The organism is Anaerohalosphaeraceae bacterium (assembly GCA_035378985.1).
GTDB lineage: Bacteria > Planctomycetota > Phycisphaerae > Sedimentisphaerales > Anaerohalosphaeraceae > JAHDQI01.
The window spans coordinates 80,008-103,221 of sequence record DAOSUR010000002.1; the positions used below are offsets into that span (position 1 = coordinate 80,008).

Consider the following 23,214-nt stretch of genomic DNA (forward strand, 5'->3'; position numbering starts at 1 on the left):
AAATGATGCGAACCATTCTCTTGTCGGCGGTCGTAATTATGTTCAGTTTGACGGCCCAATTGCGTTCGATGGTGATTCCGGCGGATGTCTATGAGGGCTGGCGTTTTGGAATGCAGGCCTGGACGATGAAGGATAAGACGCTTTTTGAAACGATTGACCAGGCGGCTGCCCTGGGACTGCGATGGCTGGAGGCCTTTCCCGGACAGCGAATCAGCCCGGAGATTTCCGACGGATTCGGCCCGGAGATTTCTGCGGAACTGCGGGGAAAGGTTCTTGAAAAACTGCAGCGAACCGGAATTCAGATCAAAACCTTCGGGGTGTACGGCTTTCCAAGTGAAGAGGCCCAAATGCGGAAAACCTTTGAATTTGCCAAAGCAATGGGGATTGAAGTGATCCTCTCTGAGCCCTCTCTGGATCAGTTTGACCTGCTGGACCGGCTGGCTCAGGAATATCAGATTCGCGTGGCAATTCACAATCATCCCCAGCCGACCCGTTATTGGAATCCGGAGATTGTTTATGCGATTTGCAAAGACCGCAGCGACTGGATAGGTGCGGCTCCGGATATCGGTCATTGGGTGCGAAGCGGAATCGACCCGGTTGAGTGGCTTCAGAAGCTGAGCGGGCAAATCTATAATGTGCATCTGAAGGAAATCGACGAGGGCAAAGATTTGATTTGGGGACAGGGCAAAAACCGCATCGGGGCTGCTTTGGTCCAGCTGCACAAGCAGGGTTATCAGGGCCCGCTTATTTTGGAATACGAAAATCACTGGGATGAAGATTATGTTCCCCAGCTGCGTCAGTGCATCGCTTTCTATACGCAGGAGGCCGTGCGTCTGGCTTCCGAACGATGGCCGAGTCTTTTGAAGGATGATTTGAGCAATGCGGTTTTGAATCCCGGCAGCTGGACGTATCAGAACGGTGTGCTAAGCCGCAAGGGAAAAGGGGATATCTGGACGCAGGGCAAATACAAAGATTTTATTCTCGATTTTGATTTCAAAGTCGAAAAAAATACGAACAGCGGCGTCTTTCTGCGGGCGGCGGAGCGCACCTGGCTGCCGTGGATCGAGGTGCAGATTATGGATTCGTACGGCAAACCGGTGGACCGGCGGGAAACCTGCGGGGCGATTTATGACATTCTCGCTCCGCAAAACAATCCGGTCAATCCGGCCGGCCAATGGAATCGTATGACTATCTTTGCCGCCGGGCCTATTATCCGCGTGTTTCTGAATCATCAGCCGATGATTAATATGGACCTGCGGCAGTGGACAACCGCTCATCAAAATCCGGACGGCTCATCCAACAAATTTGACATTGCCTACAAAGACCTGCCGCCGGAGGGATACATCGGTTTTCAGGACCATGGGTTCCCTGTGGAATATCGGAATATTAAGATTCGTGAACTGAACTGAAAGGGAGGTTGCAGATTCGGATGAGTCATTCCATCAATAGAAGAGAGTTTGTGAAAGCAACTGCCGCTATTGGAGCGGGGCTTTTTGTTTCCGGCAAGGCGCTCGGAGCGGACGGCAAAAAAGATGTTCTTAATGTGGCCTTTATCGGAGCCGGAGCGCAGGGCCAGGCCCTTCTGGATGCGGCGATTAAACTGGGACCGGAGGCAAACATCCGCATTCTGGCGATTTGCGACATCTGGGAGCAGGTCAATCTTCGGCGGGTTTCGCGGCGTGTGCAGGCCTACAAGGCCGCTTATGGTCACGAGGGCAGACCGTATGTAGATTATAAGGAAATGCTCGACAAAGAGACGGATTTGGACGCCGTTTTTATCGCCACACCCGATTTCTGGCATGCTGAACAAACGGTTGCCTGTCTGGAAAGAGGGCTTCACGTCTATTGTGAAAAGGAAATGAGCAATACGCTTGAAGGGGCCCGACGGATGCTCGAGGCCGCCCGCCGAACCGGCAAACTGCTGCAAATCGGGCATCAGCGTCGAAGCAACCCGCGCTATCGGTACTGCTATGAGAAATATATTCAGGAAGCCAAACTTCTCGGGCAGATAACCACCGTTAACGGCCAGTGGAATCGAAGCAAGGCCTCCTGCGAGGACCTGGACTGGCCGGCCGGCTCGGAAATCCCGGAGTCCGTGCTGAATCAGTATGGGTTTAAGAATATGCACCAGTTCCGCAACTGGCGATGGTTCAAGGGGCTCGGCGGCGGGCCGATTGTGGACCTTGGGTCTCATCAGATTGATATTTATAACTGGTTCCTGGGTACAGCTCCCCGCAGTGTGATGGCCAGCGGCGGCATAGATTACTGGAAAAACCATGAATGGTATGACAATGTAATGGCCGTCTATGAATATCAAACGCCGGACGGGCCGGTGCGGGCCTTCTACCAGACGCTCACGACCAACAGCGCCAACGGCTACTTTGAATCGTTTATGGGCCTTAAAGGTACGCTTGTTATTTCCGAATCGGCCAACCGCGGCAGTGTCTATCGGGAAAGCTGGGTGCCGGAAGAAGAATGGGACCCCTGGGTTGCCAAGGGCTATCTGAAAAAGGCCGAAGGCAAACCCGTTGTGGATAATGCTCAAAAAGAAGAGGCGGTTCTGGATGTTCGGGAAGGGACCTTTGCGCCGGCGGAATATAAACTGCCGGTTTCGATGAATGTGCCGTACCATCAGCCGCATATCCGCAATTTTCTGGAGGCCATTCGCGGCAACGAAAAACTCACTTGCCCGGCGGAAGTCGGCTACGAGACGGCCGTGACGGTGCTGAAAGTAAATGAGGCTGTTGAAAAGGGCTGCCGTTTGGAGTTTAAACCCGAGGAGTTTTCTGTATAATCGACCGCCGACTGTATTTATGAACAGCGACAAGCAGATCATTCTTATCGTGCTGGCCGCGGCGGCTGTCGGAACGGCATTCGCCGCAGAACAGGGCGGACGGCTCGGGGACGGCAACGACGCCAACCGAAGCCCTTACGTCCACTGGATTGACTTGCTGGACGAAAAGGGGGTCAAGATACGTCCTCAGGACAATCCCGCCCGTCCTTTTTCGACTCGGATGACCTGCGGCCAGTGTCATGACTATGAAACCATAGCTTCCGGCCGGCATTTTCCCGGACCGCAGCCCCAAGACGCACCGGGCCGTCCCGGTCAGCCCTGGGTTCTGCGGGATGTCCGCACCCGCACTCAGGTTCCCATTTCCCCGCGCGGCTGGAAGGGGGCCTTTCCTCCGGAGCAGGTTGGGCTGAGCGGGTGGGATTATCTGAATGAGTTCGGCACCCATCTGCCCGGCGGCGGATACGGCGAGCTTCCGGCGGACCCCCAAAATCCTCGACTGGTTACCCGCCAGGAAATCAGCGGAAAATATGAAATCAACTGTCTGGCCTGCCACAACCGGGACAATCGGCAGGATTTGAATACGGCGGCCCTGCAGGCGGCTCGCCAGAATTACCGCTGGATTGCCGCCGCCTCCAGCGGGCTGGCTGTCGTCAACGGAACCGCCTCCGCGCTGTCTGATTTCTTTGACCCGGAGTATGACGAGGGAATCACGACTCATTACCAGGAAGGAATCTTTAACAAAGAAGGACAGGTCTTTTTCGATATCAGCCGAAACTGTCCGCCTGAACGGTGTTATTTCTGTCATTCCAATCAGAATCTCAAACTCGGAGAATCTGATATCTGGAGGGAGGATGAGGATGTTCATCTCAAATCCGGGCTGAGCTGTACGGACTGTCACCGGAACGGACGGGATCACAAAATTAACCGCGGGTACGAAATGAGTGACCCCCGTTTGGCTTCGCTCACCTGTGAGGGCTGTCATCTGGGCACATCAGCCGTCGAGCCGGATGCAGGCCGGCTGGGGGCTCCCAAACCGCTTCATCGCGGGATTCCCACCATTCATTTTGAAAAACTCGCCTGTACGGCCTGTCATACGAGTCTTTGGCCTGGGCAGGAGATTGCTCAGTGGCGGACAGCCCGTATGCATAAAATCGGGCTGCACGGCAAGCATTCGATGGACCTGCGGCTGCCGAAAGTGTACGGCCCTGTCTTTCTGAAAGGGCACGACGGCAAAATTGGTCCGCACCGGCTGTTTTGGCCTGCCTATTGGGGATTGCTCGAAGGAGAAAGTGTCTTGCCTCTGCCGCCAGCTGAGGTGCTCAAAGCGGCTGGTTCGATTCTTGCCGCCGATGCTGAGAGGGTCAATGACTGGCGAGTCCTCACAGAGGAACAAATTGCCGAGGTGCTTCGTCGGCTGGCGCCGTCCGATTCAGCGAAACAGCCGGTCTATATCTGCGGCGGACGGCTGTATCGCCTCGACGCCGATGCGCTGGTCAGTACCGATCATCCGGCCGCAGAACCCTATGCCTGGCCGATTGCTCACGATGTCCGGCCCGCCAAGCAGGCCCTCGGTGCACTGGGCTGTGCAGACTGCCACACGACGGATTCACCGTTCTTTTTTACCCCTGTGCCGGCGGATTCCCCTATAGCCGGAATGGAGCGGTTTGTTCCAATGGTCCAACTGCAGGGATTGAGCCGCCTGTATGTCTGGGCGTTTAATTTCTCTTTTGTCTTTCGTCCCTGGATGAAAGCGATTTGTCTGGGTGCCTGCGGATTGGTCGGTTTGGTGCTTCTGGCTTATGCCATTAAGACGGCGGCTGTCTTGTCGGAAAAGGCCGTGGAGGAGCCAAAATGATATTCCGCTGGATTTCACTGCTGGTTTTTGCCGTTCTTCTCGGAGGCATCGGGCTTCATATCCTCTTGCATCTGTTCACCCGCTCCAGACGCTGGACGTTTCGAGAACTTATTCGTGCAAAAATTCACGTCTGCACGCTGCTTCTGCTGGAGCAGAAGCTTTCTCCGTGGGGACGTTTTCGAAAATTGGTTCTGCTGCTGGCTCTGCTGTCTTTTGCCGTTTTGTTTTTGACGGGATTCGGTCCGCTGTTTTTCGGCTGCCGTCTGGCCGGCTGGCTGCTGATGATTCATGCGACATTTGCACCGATTTTGGCGGTCTGTCTGGCAGTTCTGGCGTTCGGCTGGGCGGGTGCAATGGTTTTTGAAGGCAGGTCGGATGCCGTTCTGAAATGCTGTTTTTGGGCTTTGCTGGTTTTATCTCTGCCGCTGGCGCTGAGTATGGTCTTCAGCATGTTCCCCTGGTTCGGGACCGACGGTCAGGCAATGCTGCTGGAAATCCACCGCTGGTGTGCTTTGGCGTTCGGTTCCTCTGCTTTTCTTTTCCTTTACCTGCTTATCCGCCGTCAAATCGGCATGGAACATCAAAATAATCCTGTGGAATAAGGAGGTTCGTTATGGTCCAGGCGGTTGCATTATGCTGTGTATTCGGATTAGGAATGTGCTTTTCGCTGCTGGGGTCGATCAGCGTCAAACTGATGCCGCGAGTCCAGATGGATGCAGGCAAATTCGGAACCCTGATTTCCGGATTCATGTTTGCCTGTCTGGTGGCTTCGCTGGTGGTCGGCGTAATAACGGATGCTATCGGCTATCAGTGGATTGCGGTGCTTGGGTTTGTTCTGACGGCGGCGTGCATTTTTATTCTGGCCTTTGGGAAAACCTATACCGCCGTTCTCTGGCCGTGTCTGCTGCTGGGATTTGGGGCGATGGCCCTGAATACAGCAGGAAATGTGATGGCGCCGCAGGTGCTTTTTGACGGCAAGGACCCTGCCGCGGCCAGCAATCTGGCCAACGTCTTTTTCGGTCTGGGGCTTTTCCTGACGCCGCTGATTGTCAGTTTCCTGTTTCGAACCGCCGGATACGAAAAGGCTGTGTCTGTGCTGGGGGTGATTGTTCTGCTTCCGGTGCTGATTGCACTGGCGGCCAAGGGATATCCGGCCAGCAGTGCCAAACTGGATATAGCGGCGGCGGTAAAACTGCTCGGCCAGCCGGCGGTTTTGACGGCCGCTTTTGTTCTGTTTTGCTATATTGCGCTGGAGTCCTCTTTCTGCAACTGGCTTCCTACCTTCGGCAAAGAGGTTATCCAAAAGGAAAACGCCTCGATCGAAGCCGCGGCCGCTGATGCGTTCGGCCAGCAGCTCCTGTCCATTTTTGCGATTGCGATGATGGCCGGCCGTTTGGCAACAGGGCTGCTGCCCGCTCGAATCGATTTTGATTTGACGGCCAACGGCGGATGGGTTATTGCCGCCGCCGCCCTTGTCGCGGCAATCGCCATTTTTCTGATGATGCAGTGTGTCCAATCGCTCCATGCGCGGCTTCTGGCGGCCCTGGCCGGACTGGCGTTTGCTCCGTGTTTTCCGACGACCGTCGGTGTGAGCTTCTCAAAGTTTTCGCCGGACATTCACGGCAGTCTGTTCGGCATCATCTTTGCGGTGGGGCTGGCCGGTGCCGTGATTGTTCCCAAAGCGATGGGCAATGTGGCCAAAGGCGCCTCCATTCAGAAAAGTCTGAAACTGCTGCTGCCTGTCTGCATCGTCTTGATTATCCTGGCTCTGGTTCTTTCCAAGGTCAAGGGCAGCCTGTAAGCATTTTCGATGGTGAACGTATCGAACCAGTCGAATTCATTCAGCCGGCGTTCCTTCCTGAAGGGCGCAGGGGTCTCTGCGCTGGGGTTCCCCTGGATTGCAACTACGCCTCTTTTCGGCAGGACGGCGCCGTCCAACCGCATCACGCTGGGCTTTATCGGAGTCGGCGGGATGGGGATGGGCAATCTGCGGGGATTTCTGAATCAGCCGGGCGTACAGGCTGCCGCCGTCTGTGATGCAGACCGCCGTCATCTGCAGGAGGGCCTTGCGGAAGCCGGGCTGGATATTTCCTGCGGCACAACGGATTTTCGTGAACTGCTGGCCCGGGAGGACATCGATGCCGTCGTTATTTCCACCCCCGACCACTGGCATGTGCCGATGGCGCTGGCGGCCGTGCGAGCGGGCAAAGATGTCTATTGTGAAAAACCGCTGACCCTGACGATTGCCGAAGGGCGGATTCTTTCCGATGCGGTTCAGCGGTACGGTCGGGTTTTTCAAACAGGTTCTCACCAGCGGTCAGATGTTTATTTTCATCGGGCCTGCCAGCTCGTACGAAACGGACGGATTGGAGATTTGAAAAAAATTTATGTCGAGATTCCTCCAAATAATCGCACCTGTCCGCCGCAGTGGTCGCCGGAGCCTGTTCCGCCGGAGCTGGATTATGACCTCTGGCTTGGGCCGGCCCCGTGGGCACCTTATACCACGCAGCGGTGCCACTACACCTTCCGCTTTATTTCTGATTATTCCGGCGGACAGCTGACCAATTGGGGGTCTCATCAGATTGACATTGCCCAGTGGGGACACGGGACGGACTATACCGGGCCGGTTTGGGTGGAAGGGACGGGAGAGTTCCCCAAAGAAGGGCTGTTCGACACAGCGCTGTTTTATGATTTGGTTTTTACTTATGCGGATGGTGTTCAGCTGTTCTGCCGAACAGGCAACGGGACCGGAAGCGTTCTGTTCGAAGGAACCCGAGGGAAGATTTTTGTCAGCCGCGAGCGGCTTTCTTCAGAGCCGGAACATCTTGTAAAATCTGCTGTTGGCAAAGAGCCGATTCAGCTGTATTATAGCCGTGATCACCGCCGCAATTTTCTGGAGTGCATTCGGAGTCGGAAAACAACGGCGGCGCCGGCTGAAATCGGGCATCGGACGGCCTCGATATGTCATATGGGGAATATTGCCGTCCGATTAGGCCGGCCTCTGCGATGGGACCCGGTAAAAGAAGAATTTGTTGGCGATGAACAGGCCAACCGCCTGCGGTTTCGGCCGATGCGTTCGCCGTGGAATCTGGTATAAAAGGTCAGGAGAATAAAAATGAAAAACCTTCTTATTCTTGTCGGGTGTTTAACGGCTGTGTTTTCCCTTGCGGGTTGTCAGAAAAAGGAATCCCCCGCTCCTCCAACACCGGCTCCGTCTCAGCCGTCTGCGAATGTGGCCTTATCTGAAAAACCGGCAGAATCGAAACCGGCTGTTTCGGCTTCAAAGGAGGCCGAAAAACTTGTGCCGATTCCCTTAACACTCCCTAAACCGCAATTTGTCGGTACGCCGGAGAATATTACGGGTGTGAAAAATCTCGAAAAACCGCTGGGGGCTCCACGTCCGCCGTTTTTGGCGCCGGAGGGCACAATTCTGATTTCCCGCGGCAAACCCGTCACCGGTTCTGAATCCGAGCCGATACTCGGTTCTTATGCGATGATTACGGACGGCGACAAGGAGGCCAATGACGGCAGTCTGGTCGAGTTGGGCCCATTCACCCAGTGGGTTCAGGTGGATTTGGAACAGGAATACGAACTCTACGCCATCGTTTTCTGGCAGTATCATAAGACCGAACGAGTCTATTATGATGTGATTGTCCAGGTCAGCAGCGACCCGGATTTCATTACGGGTGTGGTAACCCTGTTTAACAATGATGATGACAATTCCAGCGGTTTGGGCGTCGGGAAGGATAAGAACTTTGTCGGTACAGCGGAAGGCAAACTGATTGATGCCAAGGGCACCCGTGCCCGCTATGTACGGATTTACAGCAGCGGCAACAATCAGAACGATATGAATCATTTCATCGAGATAGAGGTCTTCGGCAGAAGTCCGCGATGAAGCGTTCTTTTTACCTCGGCTGTGCGCTTTTGGCGGCCGCCGCTGCGGTCCGTTTTCCGTTTTTATCCATCCGCCCGATGCACACGGATGAGGCAGTTCACGCCGTCAAACTCGGGCATCTTCTGGAAACCGGGCTGTATAAATACGAACCGCTCGAGTATCACGGGCCGACGCTGTATTATTTCACGTGGCTGGGGGCACGACTGGCGGGCATCCGTTCACTGGAAGGATTGTCGGAAAATCTTTTGAGGGGCATTACCGCTCTGGCCGGATTAGGGGTGGTCCTGACACCCTGGCTGACGGCTCCATACATCGGAAAGAGGGCGGCCTTCTTTGCTTCTGTTCTGTTGGCATTCTCGCCTGCTTTTGTCTATTACAGCGGGTATTTCATTCACGAAATCTGGCTGGTTTTGTTTCTAGGCTTTTTTTTAGGGGGACTTTGCCGTTATTGGGAAAAGCCCCGTCTCGGCTGGGCGGTCTGGACGGGGCTGTCGGCGGGCCTGATGTTTGCTACAAAAGAAACAGCTGTTCTTTCTTTTGTGTCGGCGGCACTGGCTTTTCTTTTTCTTTGGGGACGGTCATTGGGGCATGAACGGTCTATTCGTCTCCTTGATGCCGCGGTTGGTTCGGGGGTGTTCCTGCTTGTGTGGCTTCTGTTTTTTTCCGGCTTTGGGACTCATTGGCAGGGGCTTTTCGATTCGCTGCGGAGTCTTTGGTTATATCCTTCTCATGCTGCCGTTAAGACGGCCCATTTTCATCCATGGTGGTATTATCTGGACTTGCTGACATGGACGGAGTTTTTTGAGCCGGTTGTTTGGAACGAAGACGGCATTGTTGCTCTGGCCCTTCTGGGAAGTCTGATTGTCTTGAGAAACCAGCGAAAGAGTTCGGTTTTTTCAGGGGCTTCTTTTCTGGTTCTTTTTACGCTGATTTTAACGATTTGCTATTCGGTGATTCCCTATAAAACGCCCTGGAATGTCTTGCCGTTGCTGTATGGGATGGTTCTGCCGGCCGGCTTGGCGGCCGATCGTTTTCTCCGTTGGGCACGCGGCCGCAAAGAACACCTGATTGGGTTAACACTTCTGCTGCTTTTCGGCCTTGTTAGTCCGCTGGCTCAAAGTCTCCTTTTGATGACCAGATATACGACAAGCCCTTCGAATCCTTATGTTTACGGACATACAAGCTCCGACATTTTTTCTATGTTTCAAAAGGTGCAGCAGATTGCGAAAGATTCCGGACAAGGGCGGCGGCTTTATATTCAGGTTTTTGCAGAAAACGATGATTACTGGCCGTGGCCGTGGTATCTTCGCTCGTTTCCTTCCGTTGGTTATTTCAGCGAGGTGGACCCCTCGATATCGGCCGCTGCCCTGATTTTGGCCGATGCTCGGCTGGAACCGGAGATTTTGAAGTATTTGTATGAAACCCCTCCGCCCGGTCAGAGGCCTTTATATCTGCCGCTTTTTGATGCGCCGGTCTATTTACGGCCGTCTCTCGAATGGAGAGGGTACATCCGGAAAGATTTGCTGGATTTGATGCAGGCGGGCGAATCCGCCCCTGAAACGAAGAGGGCTCGATGAAGCCGTTTCATTTCTGTCATCGTGCGATGGCGACGGAATTTGAACTGTTTGTCGAGCATCCGGATTCTGTCTATGCCGCAAATGCCGCTCGTGCGGCCTTCGACGAATTAGACCGTTTGGAATCGCTTTTAAGCCGGTTTCTCCCCAACAGCGACATCTCCCGTATTAATTCCGCACAAAAAGGACAATCGGTGATTGTTTCTCCGGAAACAATGGAATGCCTTCAAATTGCATGGCGTCTTTACAGGGAAACCGGTGGGCTTTTTGACTGTACAGTGGGTGGATTGGTTGATTTATGGAAACGAACGACGCCTTCGGAAGCTGAGATTCGGAACCGACTGTCTTCGGTTGGGATGCATCGATTGGAAATCCGTCCGGAGGAGATGTCCGTCCGAGTGCATTCGGATGGAATCCGGCTGGATTTAGGGGGAATAGGGAAAGGATTTGCCGTTCGGAAAATGGCCGATGTGCTGGCCGAATGGCGGATTCAAAAAATCCTGATTCACGGCGGGACCAGTACCATCCTGGCAATGGATGCACCGTCGGACCAGGCAGGTTGGCCTGTCCGCCTGACCAATCCAATTACGCAAAAGGAAATTCGGACGCTTCTGATGAGAAATGAATCGCTCAGCTGTTCTGGTCTTCGGAGGGGAACCGACATGATTCGTCCGAATACTGGTCAGGCAATTCAGGATAAATCGGCAGTCTGGGTAAAGGGGGGCGACCCAGCCGTTTGTGATGGGGTTTCAACGGCCGTTATGGTGATGACAAAGGAGGAAATAGAGCAGTTCAGTCGAGAAAATCCTTCCCTGGGCATTCTGATTCTTCTGAGAGAAAGACCGACCGAAAAGCCTCTCCAATTCGGTCCCTGGTAAGAAGCTGTCATTTTTTTGCAAGTTCTGCAAGGAATCGGATGGGCAGGTCTGTCAATACTTTCAGAAATCTTTGTTGATACGGCCTCCAAAATATGGATAATTCGGAAATAATTTAATGGCGTCTCACAAAAAGTCCGGATACCCGCCTTCCTCCTTTGCAGTTGCGGGGGACAGGTTGCGGGGATGACGGGAGATTTGTAAGACACAGAAAAAGACGAAGAGAACGTTTTTTAGGAGTCTGCACAATGGGGATTCTGGATGTAATTGTTTTTGTTGCTTTTGTCGTCTGTGTCGTGGGGCTGGGGCTGTATAAAAGCCGCCATGAAAAGTCCGGCGAGGATTATTTTCTGGCCGGCCGTGGTCTGGTTTGGTGGCTGATCGGTTTTTCTCTGATTGCCGCCAATATTTCCTCCGAGCAGTTTGTCGGAATGAGCGGAAACGCCGCCAGCCATATCGGAATGGCCATCGCCAGTTATGAATGGATGGCGGCCATTACGCTGGTTGTAGTGGCCTTCGGATTCCTGCCTTACTTTCTGCGGGCGGGGATTTATACAATGCCGGAGTTCCTCGAATACCGCTATAACACGGCCGCCCGCACCATTATGGCTGTGACGACCATTTTTATTTACATGCTTCTGCTGGGGGCGGTGACCTATTCCGGGGCCCTGACCATCAATACGATGGCTGAAGAGATGGGAATGAGTTTTGTTCCGACTGTAGCACAGGCTTCTTTGGTTATCGGGATTATCGCGATGCTGTACGTGGCGGCCGGCGGACTGAAGGCCTGCGCCTGGGCCGACCTGATTCAGGGAAGTGCTCTGATTGTCGGCGGAGCGGTCATCATGATTTTCGCCTTTAAGATGCTCGGCAATGTTCAGGAGGCCTCCTATATCGAAGATGTAAGCACGGGAGCCGTCGGTCTGAAAACCTTTACGGGCAGTGAAGGAGTGCTGGAGCGGTTTGTATCTCTCAATAAGGTGCGGCTGAATATGTTCCTTCCGATGAGCGATGCGACCCTGCCCTGGACGGCGCTGCTGCTGGGGCTGTGGATTCCGAACTTTTATTACTGGGGTCTGAATCAGTATATTACCCAGAGAACGCTCGGTTCGGCTTCGCTGGCGGAAGGACAGAAAGGTATTGTCTTTTCGGCCTTTATGAAGCTGCTTATCCCCTTTGTCATTGTGATTCCCGGCATTATCGCCTTCAACCTGTTTGCACCGGATATGAAGTCCAAAGCGGCGGCGGACAATGCCCCGGTTCTGGCCAAATACAAAATGGCCAATCCGAACACACAGCTTGTGCAGGTTGTTTCGCAGCCGTCGCCGGAAGTGTTGGCCGCCCCGACGCAGGGGGCTTTTCTGCTGGCGGTCTTTCCGAGTGACTCGGCGCTGAAGGCAAGCCGAATCAAAAATCCGTTTGTCCTGCCGATTTTGAAAGAGAAGTACGACAAGCTCCAGGTTCAGCCCTTTACCGTGTTCGAATCGGATGACAAATCCTGGCGAACTGTTTTTCCGGCTCTGGCGGCGGAACTGGACCAGTACAATGCCGCGGTTCGCGAATCGGCCCGTGCTTCGAACGCCAAGATTACGACCGAGAAATTTCTCGGGTATAAGTATGACTCTGCTCTCGGCCAGCTGCTCAGCAAAGTGCTTCCGAAAAAGAGCGGTCTGGTCGGGTTTGTGCTGGCGGCTTTGTTGGGGGCGATTGTCAGCTCGCTGGCGGCGATGCTCAATGCCGCTTCCACCATTTTCACGATGGATATCTACAAGAAATATCTGGCCCCGAACGCCTCTCAGGAAGCCGTTGTGAAGCTCGGGCGCATCTGTGTGGTTGCGTTTACGGCTGTGGCAGTCTTTTTGGCCCCGCAGCTGGGCAACCCCAAAATCAGCAACAGCATCTTTACGATTATTCAGGAAAGCCAGGGCTTTCTGTCGCCGGGTGTGCTGGCGGTTTTTGTCTTCGGACTGGTGGTTCGCCTCGCTCCGGCTGTCTGCGGTGTGGCGGGGCTTGTGACCAACTTTATTGTGTACGGCGGGCTCAAATATGTTTCGACTATGGACAAACTGATGGAGAATGAAGTCATGGCCTTTTTAATCGGCAACTTCCTGAACCGCATGGCCATCAGTTTTATCCTTTGTCTTTTGGTCATGGCCCTGATTACGGCGGCCAGGCCGCTGGCTCAGCCTATCGAGTTTCGACAGAACACGACGATTCAGCTGCATTCCTCCCGCGGCGCAGCGGTCGCCGGGGTTGTCGTCGTGGTGCTTACGCTGCTTTTGTATGTGATTTTCAGTCCGCTCGGTTTAGCCAGGTGAGGGAGATTGTACCGTGAAATCTGTAACGAATGATCAGCAAGCCGTTGATGTTCTGCGAAAACTGGCTTCAGAACACAATCTGTCTCTGAAAGGGGCGAAAATCCGCCGCAGCTCCTCCCGGTTTTGTCTGGGAGTCGAACACGGGGACTACAACGGGACCGAATTGTTCGGCGTCGGCACCGACCGGTTTATCTGGATGGCTTACAAACCCAACGGCACCAGGAAGATGCGGCTGTACAGCGGGAATTTCCCGAATGACGGTCTTGTTGAGTTTGACTTGGGTTCCGTTCCGCCGCCCAAGTCTCCCCAAATTGCCGATACGTGGGCTCGGTTTCCGTATGGTGTGGAGTATATTTTGCGGCGGGAAGGATACAAACTCACGCAGGGACTGGATGCGGTCCTGTACGGCAATATCCCCGGCGGCGGGATGAGCCGTTCAGCTTCTCTGACGCTCAATCTGATTCTGTCGATTCTGGATGTCAACGGCATTCAGGAATCGGATTCGATGAAGATTGTGGATTTGGCCCAGGCGGTGGAAAATGACTACATCGGTTCTCCCTGCGGCAAGCTGGACCAGATTATGATTCTGTTTGCCAAGGAAGGGATGGGCACGCATTATCGGCCGTCTGACCGTTCGATTGCCTACGTGCCGCTGGGCAAAGGAGCTCCGGAATTCCGGATTGTGGTGATGGATACCGGAACAGTCCGGCCGGGTCTGGAAAAGTCCACCTACAAAGTTCGCCGGGCTGAGTGCGAAGAAATGGTGCAGAAAGCCAAGGCGGCCGGCTTTTCTATCAGCTGTCTGGCGGATATTCGGGACGAAGCCCTTTATCAGAAAATCCGAAGCCGCTTTGAAAAGGAAGTCCCTCATCTGGTCAGCCGAATGACCTATATTTACAAGGCCCAAAAGCGTTTCTATGAGATGCTCGATGCGTGGAAAAAGGGCGATATTCGAACCGTCGGGCGGATTTTCCGCGAAGACGGGATAGGCCTGCGGGATGAGTACGTCATTTCCGGTCCGGAACTGGAGACGATGTGTGATATTGCCCGCACGGTGCCCGGCGTGCTCGGCGAGCGGATGCTGGGCGGCGGGGACAAGGGAGCCGCCGGGGCTTTGGTTTTGGCGGAAGATGCTGACAAGCTCAAACAAGCCGTCGAGACGGCGTATCCGCGGTCTCGCCCGGATTATGCAGACCGCTTTGCTGTTCATACCTGCAAAGTGGTTGAGGGGATTGCAGTCCTCAAAGAGACGCTCTGACGCCGGCCGGAGAAAAAACGGGTGTCAAACGGGTCCGAAAGGGCCCGTTTTTTTGTTGTATTGATGAATACATTTTTGTTATAGAGAAGATAAAAAGCGACAATATTGTCTGTCAGGGAAAAACCGATGGAGAAACTCGGAAAAGAAGTTCAGCTGCTCGCGGAGGTGTCGCGGGCCATCGCCGATTCCTTAAACCTGGAGGAAACCCTCGGTTCCATTTTGTCCACCCTCGAAAGCCATCTGAAGCTGGAACGAGGACAGATTATGCTTCTGGACCCGGACACCGAGACTATCGCCATCAAAGTGGCTCACGGCATTCCGGATGAGTCCAAACAGGTTACCTACAAAGTCGGAGAGGGAATCACGGGGCTGGTTGTCCAGCGGGGCATCCGGGAGATTGTGCCGGATATCAGCAAAGACCCCCGATTTTTAGCCAAGACAGGGCGACGGCCAAAACCGAAACGGGGACGAATCGCCTTCTTCTGTGTGCCGATTAAGCTGGAGGGCAAAACCATCGGCGCTATCAGCGCCGACAGAAAAGTCCTGCCGGGCGAGAACCTCGAATTCTATGTCAACCTTCTGGAAGTCCTTTCGACAATGGTAGCTCAGGCGGTTAAGCTCAACCGACTGGTTGTTTCCGACCGGCTGAAGCTGGAGGACGAAAACGCCCGTCTGCGCAGCGAGCTGAAGAAAAAGTTCAGCATTCACAATATGATCGGCACCAGCAATGCGATGCAGGAGGTGTATCGGCTCATTGAGCAGGTGGCCAACAGCAATGCAACTGTGCTGATTCGCGGCGAAAGCGGCACCGGCAAGGACCTGGTTGCCCATGCCATTCATTACAACAGCATGCGGGCGGACAAGCCCTTTATCAAAGTCAACTGCACGGCACTGCCGGAACTGCTTCTGGAAAGCGAACTGTTCGGCCATGAGAAAGGGGCATTCACCGGGGCGACTCAGCGGAAACTCGGACGCTTTGAACTGGCCTCCGGCGGGACCATCTTTTTGGATGAAATCGGCGATTTCTCTCTGAATCTTCAGGTCAAGCTGCTGCGGGTGATTCAATTCCGCGAGTTTGAACGTGTCGGCGGTACAGAGACCATTCGAACCAATGTTCGGATTGTCGTTGCAACTCATAAAAATCTTGAAGAAGGCATCAAAAACGGCCTTTTTCGAGAGGATTTGTATTACCGAATCAATGTATTTCCGATTTTTATCCCTCCGCTGCGGGACCGCAAAGACGACATTATGCTGCTGGCGGATTATTTTCTTGAGAAATATGCCCGCGAAAACGGCAAAAAAATCAACCGCATCTCCACACCGGCGATTGAAATGCTCACGAGTTATCACTGGCCCGGCAATGTCCGCGAGCTGGAAAACTGCATCGAGCGGGCGGTGCTGGTCTGCAATGAAGATGTCATCCGTTCCGACCATTTGCCGCCTTCCCTTCAGATGGTTCAAAAAACGCCGAGCCGCGACGGGTTGACTTTGCCGGAACGAGTTGCCAATCTTGAAAGAGAGATGATTGTGGATGCCCTCAAAAAGACAGGCGGCCGGCAAAAGTATGCGGCACGGGAATTGGGAATCACAGAGCGGATGCTCGGCTACAAGATGCGCAAATACCATCTGCTCGGGAAATGAATCCGGCGAAAATACAAAAACGTAGAAATAGAATTTTCTCTGGACAAAAATGTAGTTTGCTGCAAAAAACCTCTTTGCTGCAAAATCTTTTCATCTCCTTGTATTTCAATGTGATACAGCATTTTTGTTCTGCGGTTTCACTTGGTATGTCTGTTGCATCTTCTCTCGTTCCGTAAAAAGTCGGCGGCTGTACGCCGGCTTAAAAAACGTCCTTTTTTTGGGAGAAGAAAAATGTGTAGGAGACAATGGATTTGTGCAGGAGTGGTTTTGGCGGTTTCTGTTGCGGCAGCGGCGGAAGAAAAGGCTGCGTTCTCGCTGACCAGTGATTTCTACAGCAAGTATGTTTGGCGGGGGCACAACCTCGTGGATGACTGGGTCTGGCAGCCTTCCATCGGAATCAGCAAGGGGCCCTGGTCGGCCGGCATCTGGGGCAATCTGGACCTGACAGATGAAAACAATCAGTCCGGGGAATTTACGGAATATGATTTTTACGGAAGCTATGCTCTTTCTCTTACGGAGAAGCTGACGTTATCGGTCGGCTATATTTATTACCGGTTTCCCAGTGCCGGCAGCACGCAGGAGGTTTATTCGGGTTTGTCGCTGGATACATTTCTTACCCCTACGGTGACCGTTTATTATGATTTTGACGACATCAACGGGACTTATGTATCCGCCGGCATCGGCCATACCATCGAAAAAATTGCGGAGCTCAGTGAATCCGTGCCGGTCGGTCTGGCCCTGTCCTGCACAGTCGGCTGGGGCGATTCCAACTACAATGAGGGCTACTGGACGGATGCCGTCGGAGACCCTCTCGATAAAAGTGCGCTCAATGACCTGAGTCTGAAAATCGCCTTTCCATTTACCCTCGGAAAATGGACCGTAACACCGAGTCTGAATTACGTGACGATTCTGGATTCGGATATCCGCAAGGGACTTTCTGCCGGGGATCGGGGCTTGTTTTGGACCGGAGTCGGTCTGGCAACAGAGTTTTAACAACAGGAAGACTCTTTTTTCTTCAGAAAGGAACCAAACATGTATAGTCATCGGGAGATTCGTTGCAGAGGATGGTGGTTTGCGGTCTGTCTGCTGCTGTTGAGCGGGATTCTGTATGCCGGAGAATCAGCGGCACAAGAGCCGAGCGGGATTGCAGAAGTCAAGGAATCTCTGCAAGTTAATATGAATGTGATTTGGACGTGTATAGCCGCTTTTCTGGTCTTCTTCATGCAGGCTGGCTTTGCCATGGTGGAAACGGGTTTCACCCGGGCAAAAAATTCCGTCAACATTCTGATGAAAAATCTGATGGACTTTGCCGTCGGCTCGCTCGTGTTCTTCCTGATCGGCTTCGGTCTGATGTTTGGACGGTCCAATGGGCTGTTCGGCACGACGATGTTTGCCCTCGGCGGAGTTGAACCGGGAGAAGACTGGAGCTGGACTTTTCTGATTTTCCAGACGGTTTTTGCGGCCACGGCCGCCACGATTGTTTCCGGCGCGATGGCCGAACGAACCAAATTCATCTCTTATCTGATTTACAGCGCTGTGATTTCACTGGTGATTTATCCGGTGTTCGGTTCGTGGGCGTGGGGAAACCTGCTGTTAACAGACAATACGAGCTGGCTGGCGAACATGGGTTTTCATGACTTTGCGGGCTCGACGGTTGTTCATTCCATCGGCGGCTGGCTGGCTTTAGCGGGAGCCGTTCTTTTGGGCCCCCGATTGGGTAAATATGGTCGGGACGGCAAACCCAAAGCCCTGCTCGGACACAATATTCCATTGGCGGCTTTGGGCGTGTTTATCCTCTGGTTCGGTTGGTTTGGATTTAATCCGGGAAGCACCACGGTTGCCGGCGGAAAGGTGGGGTATATTGCCGTTACGACCAATTTAGCGGCAGCAGCCGGAGCGGTTTCCTCGCTGCTGACATCTTGGATGGTTTTGAAGAAACCGGATCTTTCGATGACTTTAAACGGGACATTGGCCGGACTGGTTGCGATTACGGCTCCCTGTGACGGCGTCACGCCTATCGGAGCGATTGTCATCGGACTGGTAGCAGGTGTTTTGGTGGTGTTCAGTGTTCTGTTTTTTGATGCGGTTTTGAAAATTGACGATCCGGTTGGTGCCGTCAGTGTCCATGCGGTGAACGGTTTTTGGGGTACGGTGGCCTATGGATTGTTTGCTGTTGACGGCGGGATCTTTTATGGAGGAGGGCTCCGCCTGCTGGGGATTCAGCTGCTCGGTGCCGGAGTAGCTTTTGTCTGGGCTTTTGGTCTGGGACTGCTGCTGTTCTGGGTTCTCCGAAATACGGTGGGACTGCGGGTCAGTACGGAAGAAGAAATGAAGGGTCTGGATATCGGCGAACACGGCATGGAAGCGTACAGCGGATTTCAGATTTTCAGCATCATGTAGCCGAATGTTTTTTCTTAAGGAGTATATGCCTATGAAACTGATTATTGCGTACATCCAGCCGCATAAACTGGAAGAGGTCAAAAAAGCTTTGGTTCAGGCCGAAGTCGGCAAGATGAGTGTGACCAATTCACTCGGCTGCGGAGCCCAAATGGGCTATCAGGAAAGTTATCGCGGCATCAAATTCGAGGTTAATCTCCTCAAAAAGGTTCGTCTGGAGATTGCCGTCAATGACAATTTTGTAGACCGCACAGTAAATGCGATTATTTCCGCGGCACGCACCGGAGAAATCGGGGACGGCAAAATCTTTATTCTCGATTTGGCCGAATGCATTCGCATCCGAACTGGCGAAAAAGGGTCGGCGGCGATCGGCTGAAGGACTCAAGGGATGGTCAGAGTCGGCAGAAAAATACAAAAATGTTTAATTAAAATTTTTCAATTACATTTTTGTAGATTTTCTCCGACTCTGTTTTGAAAGCAAAACAAGCGGTATCCCGCTTTTCTATCAATACTTATGGTTTTTCATTGATTGGGACCCTTCTGGCATAACGTTTGCAAACACTCCATTCTGAAACGGATTCAGATGGGTTTTGAAACGAAAGGGTAAACAAGTGTACAAGGAAAAAACTTTGTCAGCCGTCAGCAGGAAACTCGGGATTCTCGGCCTGGGATTGGCATTCGCCGTCCCGGCCGGGGCAGCTCAGGAAACGGACTTCTTGCCCATTCAGCAGTCCCTGGATACGGTCTGGGTGCTGATTGCGGCCTTTTTGGTGTTCTTCATGCAGGCCGGCTTCGGCATGGTCGAAGCCGGCTTTATACGAGCCAAGAACACATGCAACATTCTGACCAAAAACTTTCTGGACTTCTGCATGGCCTCTCTCGGATTCTATCTGGTCGGTTACGCGCTGATGTTCGGCAGCGGCAATGGATTCATCGGGACTCACGGCTGGCTTCTGATGGGACTGGAGGACCGTGTTGGTACGTTGCCTTTGCATGCCTTTTGGCTCTTTCAGGCCGCTTTCTGCGGAGCTGCTGCTACAATTGTAGCCGGCGGAATGGCCGAACGAATGAAGTTCATTGCCTATCTGATGTATTCCTTTATCATTTCCGCTCTGGTGTATCCGGTAGTCGGACACTGGATTTGGGGCGGCGGCTGGCTGAGCAAAATGGGATTTGGGGATTTTGCCGGCTCGACTGTGGTCCATACAGTCGGAGGCGTTGCGGCTCTGGCCGGAACACTCATCCTCGGACCTCGATACGGCAAATACGGCATCGACGGAAAGCCCCGGGCCATTGCCGGACACAATATTCCGCTGGCTTCGCTGGGGGTGTTTATTCTCTGGTTCGGCTGGTTCGGATTTAACGCGGGCTCCACTCTCAGTGCTTCTAACGGCGGAATGGATATCAGCCGGATTGCCTTAAATACCAATCTGGCGGCTGCACTGGGCGGCATTGCGGCGATGATGACTGTGTGGTTTCGCTTCGGAAAGCCCGATTTGTCGATGGCGATGAATGGGGCCCTGGCTGGACTCGTTGGGATTACGGCCTCTTGTGCTTTTGTTGAGCCCTGGGCGGCCTGTGTAATCGGATTCTCTTCGGGTATTCTGGTTGTACTCGGTGTTGAGCTGCTTGACAAGCTTCAGATTGATGACCCTGTCGGGGCTGTCCCTGTGCACGGAATGTGCGGAATCTGGGGAACGATTTGTGTGGGGCTTTTCGGCAAGGCCTCGCTCGGACTGGCCAACAACGGGTTCTTCTACGGTGCTAATCCTCTCCAGCTGGGAATTCAGATTGTTGGAAGTGCTGTAACGGTGCTGTTTGTTTTTGTCTCCATGGGATTGATTTTCAAGCTGATTGACTGGACGGTTGGATTGCGGGTTACTCAGGATGAGGAAATGCGGGGATTGGATATCGGAGAACACGGGATGGAGGCCTATGCCGGATTCCAGGTGTTCAGCACAATGTAAACAGCGTCCTTACTTGGAGAACAAAGAATGAAACTGATAATCGCCTATATTCAGCCGCATAAGCTTGAAGATGTGAAAAAAGCTCTCATGCGCCGTCAGGTAGGAAAAATGAGTGTGACCAATTCGCTGGGCTGCGGAGAGCAGATGGGATACGAAGAGAGCTATCGCGGCATCAAATTCGAGGTCAATCTGCTTAAGAAAGTCCGGCTGGAAATCGCCGTCAATGACAATTTTGTGGATACCACGGTGGAAGGAATCATTGAAGGCGCCCGCACAGGGCAAATTGGAGACGGAAAAATCTTCATTCTGGACCTGGCGGAGTGTATTCGAATCCGCACCGGCCAGCGCGGGCGGGAGGCGATCGGCTGAGCGATGTGAAAAAACGGTTTTTGACCTGCGATTCAAAAAGAAGTATGCTTTGCAGGAAGAGGTCCTGCTGAGATAAAGAGTAAAAAGGTCCTTAATAAAGTCAGGAGTGCATGCATGGAAACATCAAATTGTCAGCTTCCGGAAATCTTCGGAACCAATGTTTTTAATGACGCGGTCATGCGGGAGCGGCTTCCTAAAGATATCTATAAACGATTTCAGGAGGTCCGCAAGGGAAATTCTGAATTAACCATTGCCGTGGCCGATGTGATTGCCAACGCAATGAAAGACTGGGCGATGGAAAAAGGGGCCACCCATTACTGCCACTGGTTCCAGCCGATGACCGGTTTGACGGCGGAAAAGCATGATTCCTTTATCTCTCCGACGCCGGAAGGCCGGACGATTATGGAGTTCAGCGGAAAGGAACTGATTAAGGGGGAGCCGGATGCCTCTTCCTTCCCGTCCGGCGGCCTGCGGGCCACGTTCGAAGCCCGCGGCTATACCGCCTGGGACTGTTCTTCGTCTGTATTTATCAAGGGCAAGACCCTGTATATTCCCTGTGCCTTCTGTTCCTACAATGGACAGGCCCTCGATAAGAAAACCCCGCTGCTGCGTTCGATGGAGGCCCTGAGCCGTCAGGCGGTCCGCCTTCTGAAAGTATTGGGCAATAGCCATGTCAGCCGTGTAATGGCTACACTGGGGCCTGAGCAGGAATATTTTCTCATTGACCGCCGCTTTTTTGAGAAACGGCTGGATTTGGTTTTGGCCGGACGGACACTGTTCGGAGCTCCGTCTCCCCGCGGTCAGGAAATGGAAGACCATTATTTCGGCATCCTGCATGACCGGATTGCCGCTTTCATGAATGAGGTGAACACGGAGTTATGGAAACTGGGGGTTTCGGCCAAGACCCAGCATAATGAAGTGGCGCCGGCCCAGTATGAACTGGCTCCGGTCTTTACAACGGTGAATGTGGCCACCGACCACAATCAGCTGACGATGGAAACGCTGCAGAAGGTGGCTCAGCGGCATGGGTTTGTCTGTCTGCTTCATGAAAAACCCTTTGTCGGCGTGAACGGGTCCGGCAAGCACAATAACTGGTCAATGGTGACTGATACAGGCGTCAATCTGCTCGACCCCGGACAGACTCCTCACGACAATATGGTGTTCTTGGTCTTTTTGTGCGCTGTTGTTCGTGCAGTGGATAAGTATGCCAAACTGCTTCGTGCCAGCGTTGCCAATCCGGGCAATGAGCATCGTCTCGGTGCCAACGAGGCGCCGCCTGCGATTGTTTCGATCTTCCTCGGCGAGCAGCTGACGGAGATTTTTGAACAGCTGGCTGCCGGCGGTGCACCGACTTCCCGGCAGGGCGGTGAACTGCGGCTGGGGACATCCCTGCTGCCGCCTCTGCCCAAAGACTGCACCGACCGAAACCGCACGTCTCCGTTTGCCTTTACCGGCAATAAGTTCGAGTTTCGGATGGTCGGTTCCAGTCAGTCCTGTGCCGGCCCGGCTTTCGTATTGAACACAATTGTTGCGGATGTGCTCAGCGAAATTGCTGATGTGCTGGAGAAAAGCAAAGACGTAAAAGCGGAAGCCCAGAAGCTGCTGCAGAAGATTGCCTCGGAACACCGTCGGATTGTGTTTAACGGGGATAACTATTCGGCGGATTGGGTCAAAGAAGCCGCCCGACGCGGACTGCCGAATATTGCTTCCACAGTGGAGTCCATTGAGACAATTCTTGAGCCGGAAAACGTAGCTGTTTTCGAACGCAACCGCGTTCTCAGCCGGGTCGAGCTGGAAGCACGGGTGGAGATTTTGATGGAAAACTATATTCGAACGATCCATATCGAAGCGGCTACGACCCTGCACATTGCGAAAAGGCAAATCCTGCCGGCCTGTCAGATGTATGCGGGGAAATTGGCGGCTTCTGTTTCGTCGCTCGAGTCCGTTGGTGCCAAGTCCTCTTCTCTGGTCAAACAGCTCGAAAAGGTCTGCGGGCTGATCGATGAACTAAGCGGGGCAATAGGAAAGCTCGAAGAGAAAATGAAAGAGGTGTCTGGAGTTTCTTCCAGCCATGAGAAGGCCCGACGTACCCGGGAAGAGATTCTGCCGGCGATGGGCTCCGTTCGAAAGGCCGCAGATGCTCTTGAGATGCTTGTAGATGCGCAGATGTGGCCCCTACCAACCTATGCGGAAATGCTCTTCTTGAGATAAGCGAATTGTCAGCCGTTCAAGCAGAGGGCCATGTCGCTGTGGGTTCCAGCGGCATGGCCC

Annotated in this window: 18 protein-coding genes; all 18 read left to right on the forward strand. The window is 53.4% G+C overall.

Translation table 11 applies throughout. From position 1 onward, the window contains the following. Window positions 1-2: 2 nt before the first annotated feature. Window positions 3-1,409 carry a DUF1080 domain-containing protein gene (locus PKY88_02655; protein HOQ04101.1) on the forward strand — a complete coding sequence of 469 codons (1,407 nt, stop codon included), beginning with the start codon at window positions 3-5 and terminating at the stop codon, window positions 1,407-1,409. A 50-nt stretch (window positions 1,410-1,459) separates the two neighbouring features. After that, window positions 1,460-2,794: a Gfo/Idh/MocA family oxidoreductase gene (locus tag PKY88_02660; protein HOQ04102.1), complete on the forward strand. Its 1,335-nt coding sequence runs from the start codon at window positions 1,460-1,462 to the stop codon at window positions 2,792-2,794. A 19-nt stretch (window positions 2,795-2,813) separates the two neighbouring features. Next, a complete protein-coding gene (locus PKY88_02665) occupies window positions 2,814-4,649 on the forward strand; it encodes a cytochrome c3 family protein (GenBank protein ID HOQ04103.1) in 1,836 nt (611 codons plus the stop codon). Further along, complete coding sequence (locus PKY88_02670; GenBank protein HOQ04104.1) at window positions 4,646-5,251, forward strand: hypothetical protein; 606 nt, start codon at window positions 4,646-4,648, stop codon at window positions 5,249-5,251. Before PKY88_02665 ends, PKY88_02670 begins: the two co-directional genes overlap by 4 nt. An 11-nt stretch (window positions 5,252-5,262) precedes the next feature. Continuing rightward, on the forward strand, window positions 5,263-6,450 hold the full coding sequence (locus tag PKY88_02675) for an MFS transporter (protein ID HOQ04105.1): 1,188 nt from the start codon (window positions 5,263-5,265) through the stop codon (window positions 6,448-6,450). A gap of 9 nt (window positions 6,451-6,459) precedes the next feature. Beyond that, on the forward strand, window positions 6,460-7,746 hold the full coding sequence (locus tag PKY88_02680) for a Gfo/Idh/MocA family oxidoreductase (protein HOQ04106.1): 1,287 nt from the start codon (window positions 6,460-6,462) through the stop codon (window positions 7,744-7,746). A gap of 18 nt (window positions 7,747-7,764) precedes the next feature. After that, complete coding sequence (locus PKY88_02685) at window positions 7,765-8,544, forward strand: discoidin domain-containing protein (protein HOQ04107.1); 780 nt, start codon at window positions 7,765-7,767, stop codon at window positions 8,542-8,544. Beyond that, complete coding sequence (locus PKY88_02690; protein ID HOQ04108.1) at window positions 8,541-10,121, forward strand: TIGR03663 family protein; 1,581 nt, start codon at window positions 8,541-8,543, stop codon at window positions 10,119-10,121. The genes PKY88_02685 and PKY88_02690 overlap by 4 nt, the downstream gene beginning before the upstream one ends. Then, window positions 10,118-10,996, forward strand: a complete 879-nt coding sequence (locus PKY88_02695) for an FAD:protein FMN transferase (protein HOQ04109.1) — start codon at window positions 10,118-10,120, stop codon at window positions 10,994-10,996. Before PKY88_02690 ends, PKY88_02695 begins: the two co-directional genes overlap by 4 nt. A gap of 245 nt (window positions 10,997-11,241) precedes the next feature. Beyond that, the gene (locus PKY88_02700) at window positions 11,242-13,311 is read left to right on the forward strand and encodes a sodium/solute symporter (GenBank protein ID HOQ04110.1); all 2,070 of its coding nucleotides are present in this window, start codon (window positions 11,242-11,244) and stop codon (window positions 13,309-13,311) included. 13 nt (window positions 13,312-13,324) lie between these two features. Beyond that, entirely contained in the window at window positions 13,325-14,569 is a 1,245-nt protein-coding gene (locus PKY88_02705; protein HOQ04111.1) for a hypothetical protein, read from the forward strand. A 126-nt stretch (window positions 14,570-14,695) separates the two neighbouring features. Next, the gene (locus PKY88_02710) at window positions 14,696-16,210 is read left to right on the forward strand and encodes a sigma 54-interacting transcriptional regulator (GenBank protein HOQ04112.1); all 1,515 of its coding nucleotides are present in this window, start codon (window positions 14,696-14,698) and stop codon (window positions 16,208-16,210) included. Window positions 16,211-16,441: 231 nt separating this feature from the next. After that, window positions 16,442-17,203 carry a hypothetical protein gene (locus PKY88_02715; protein ID HOQ04113.1) on the forward strand — a complete coding sequence of 254 codons (762 nt, stop codon included), beginning with the start codon at window positions 16,442-16,444 and terminating at the stop codon, window positions 17,201-17,203. A 39-nt stretch (window positions 17,204-17,242) separates the two neighbouring features. Beyond that, entirely contained in the window at window positions 17,243-18,610 is a 1,368-nt protein-coding gene (locus PKY88_02720; GenBank protein HOQ04114.1) for an ammonium transporter, read from the forward strand. A 31-nt stretch (window positions 18,611-18,641) separates the two neighbouring features. Next, the gene (locus PKY88_02725; protein HOQ04115.1) at window positions 18,642-18,983 is read left to right on the forward strand and encodes a P-II family nitrogen regulator; all 342 of its coding nucleotides are present in this window, start codon (window positions 18,642-18,644) and stop codon (window positions 18,981-18,983) included. A 235-nt stretch (window positions 18,984-19,218) separates the two neighbouring features. Beyond that, window positions 19,219-20,574: an ammonium transporter gene (locus PKY88_02730; protein HOQ04116.1), complete on the forward strand. Its 1,356-nt coding sequence runs from the start codon at window positions 19,219-19,221 to the stop codon at window positions 20,572-20,574. Window positions 20,575-20,601: 27 nt separating this feature from the next. Next, window positions 20,602-20,943 carry a P-II family nitrogen regulator gene (locus PKY88_02735; protein HOQ04117.1) on the forward strand — a complete coding sequence of 114 codons (342 nt, stop codon included), beginning with the start codon at window positions 20,602-20,604 and terminating at the stop codon, window positions 20,941-20,943. A 114-nt stretch (window positions 20,944-21,057) separates the two neighbouring features. Continuing rightward, window positions 21,058-23,154 (forward strand): glutamine synthetase III, encoded by a 2,097-nt coding sequence (locus tag PKY88_02740; GenBank protein HOQ04118.1) that lies wholly within the window; start codon window positions 21,058-21,060, stop codon window positions 23,152-23,154. Window positions 23,155-23,214 lie beyond the last annotated feature (60 nt).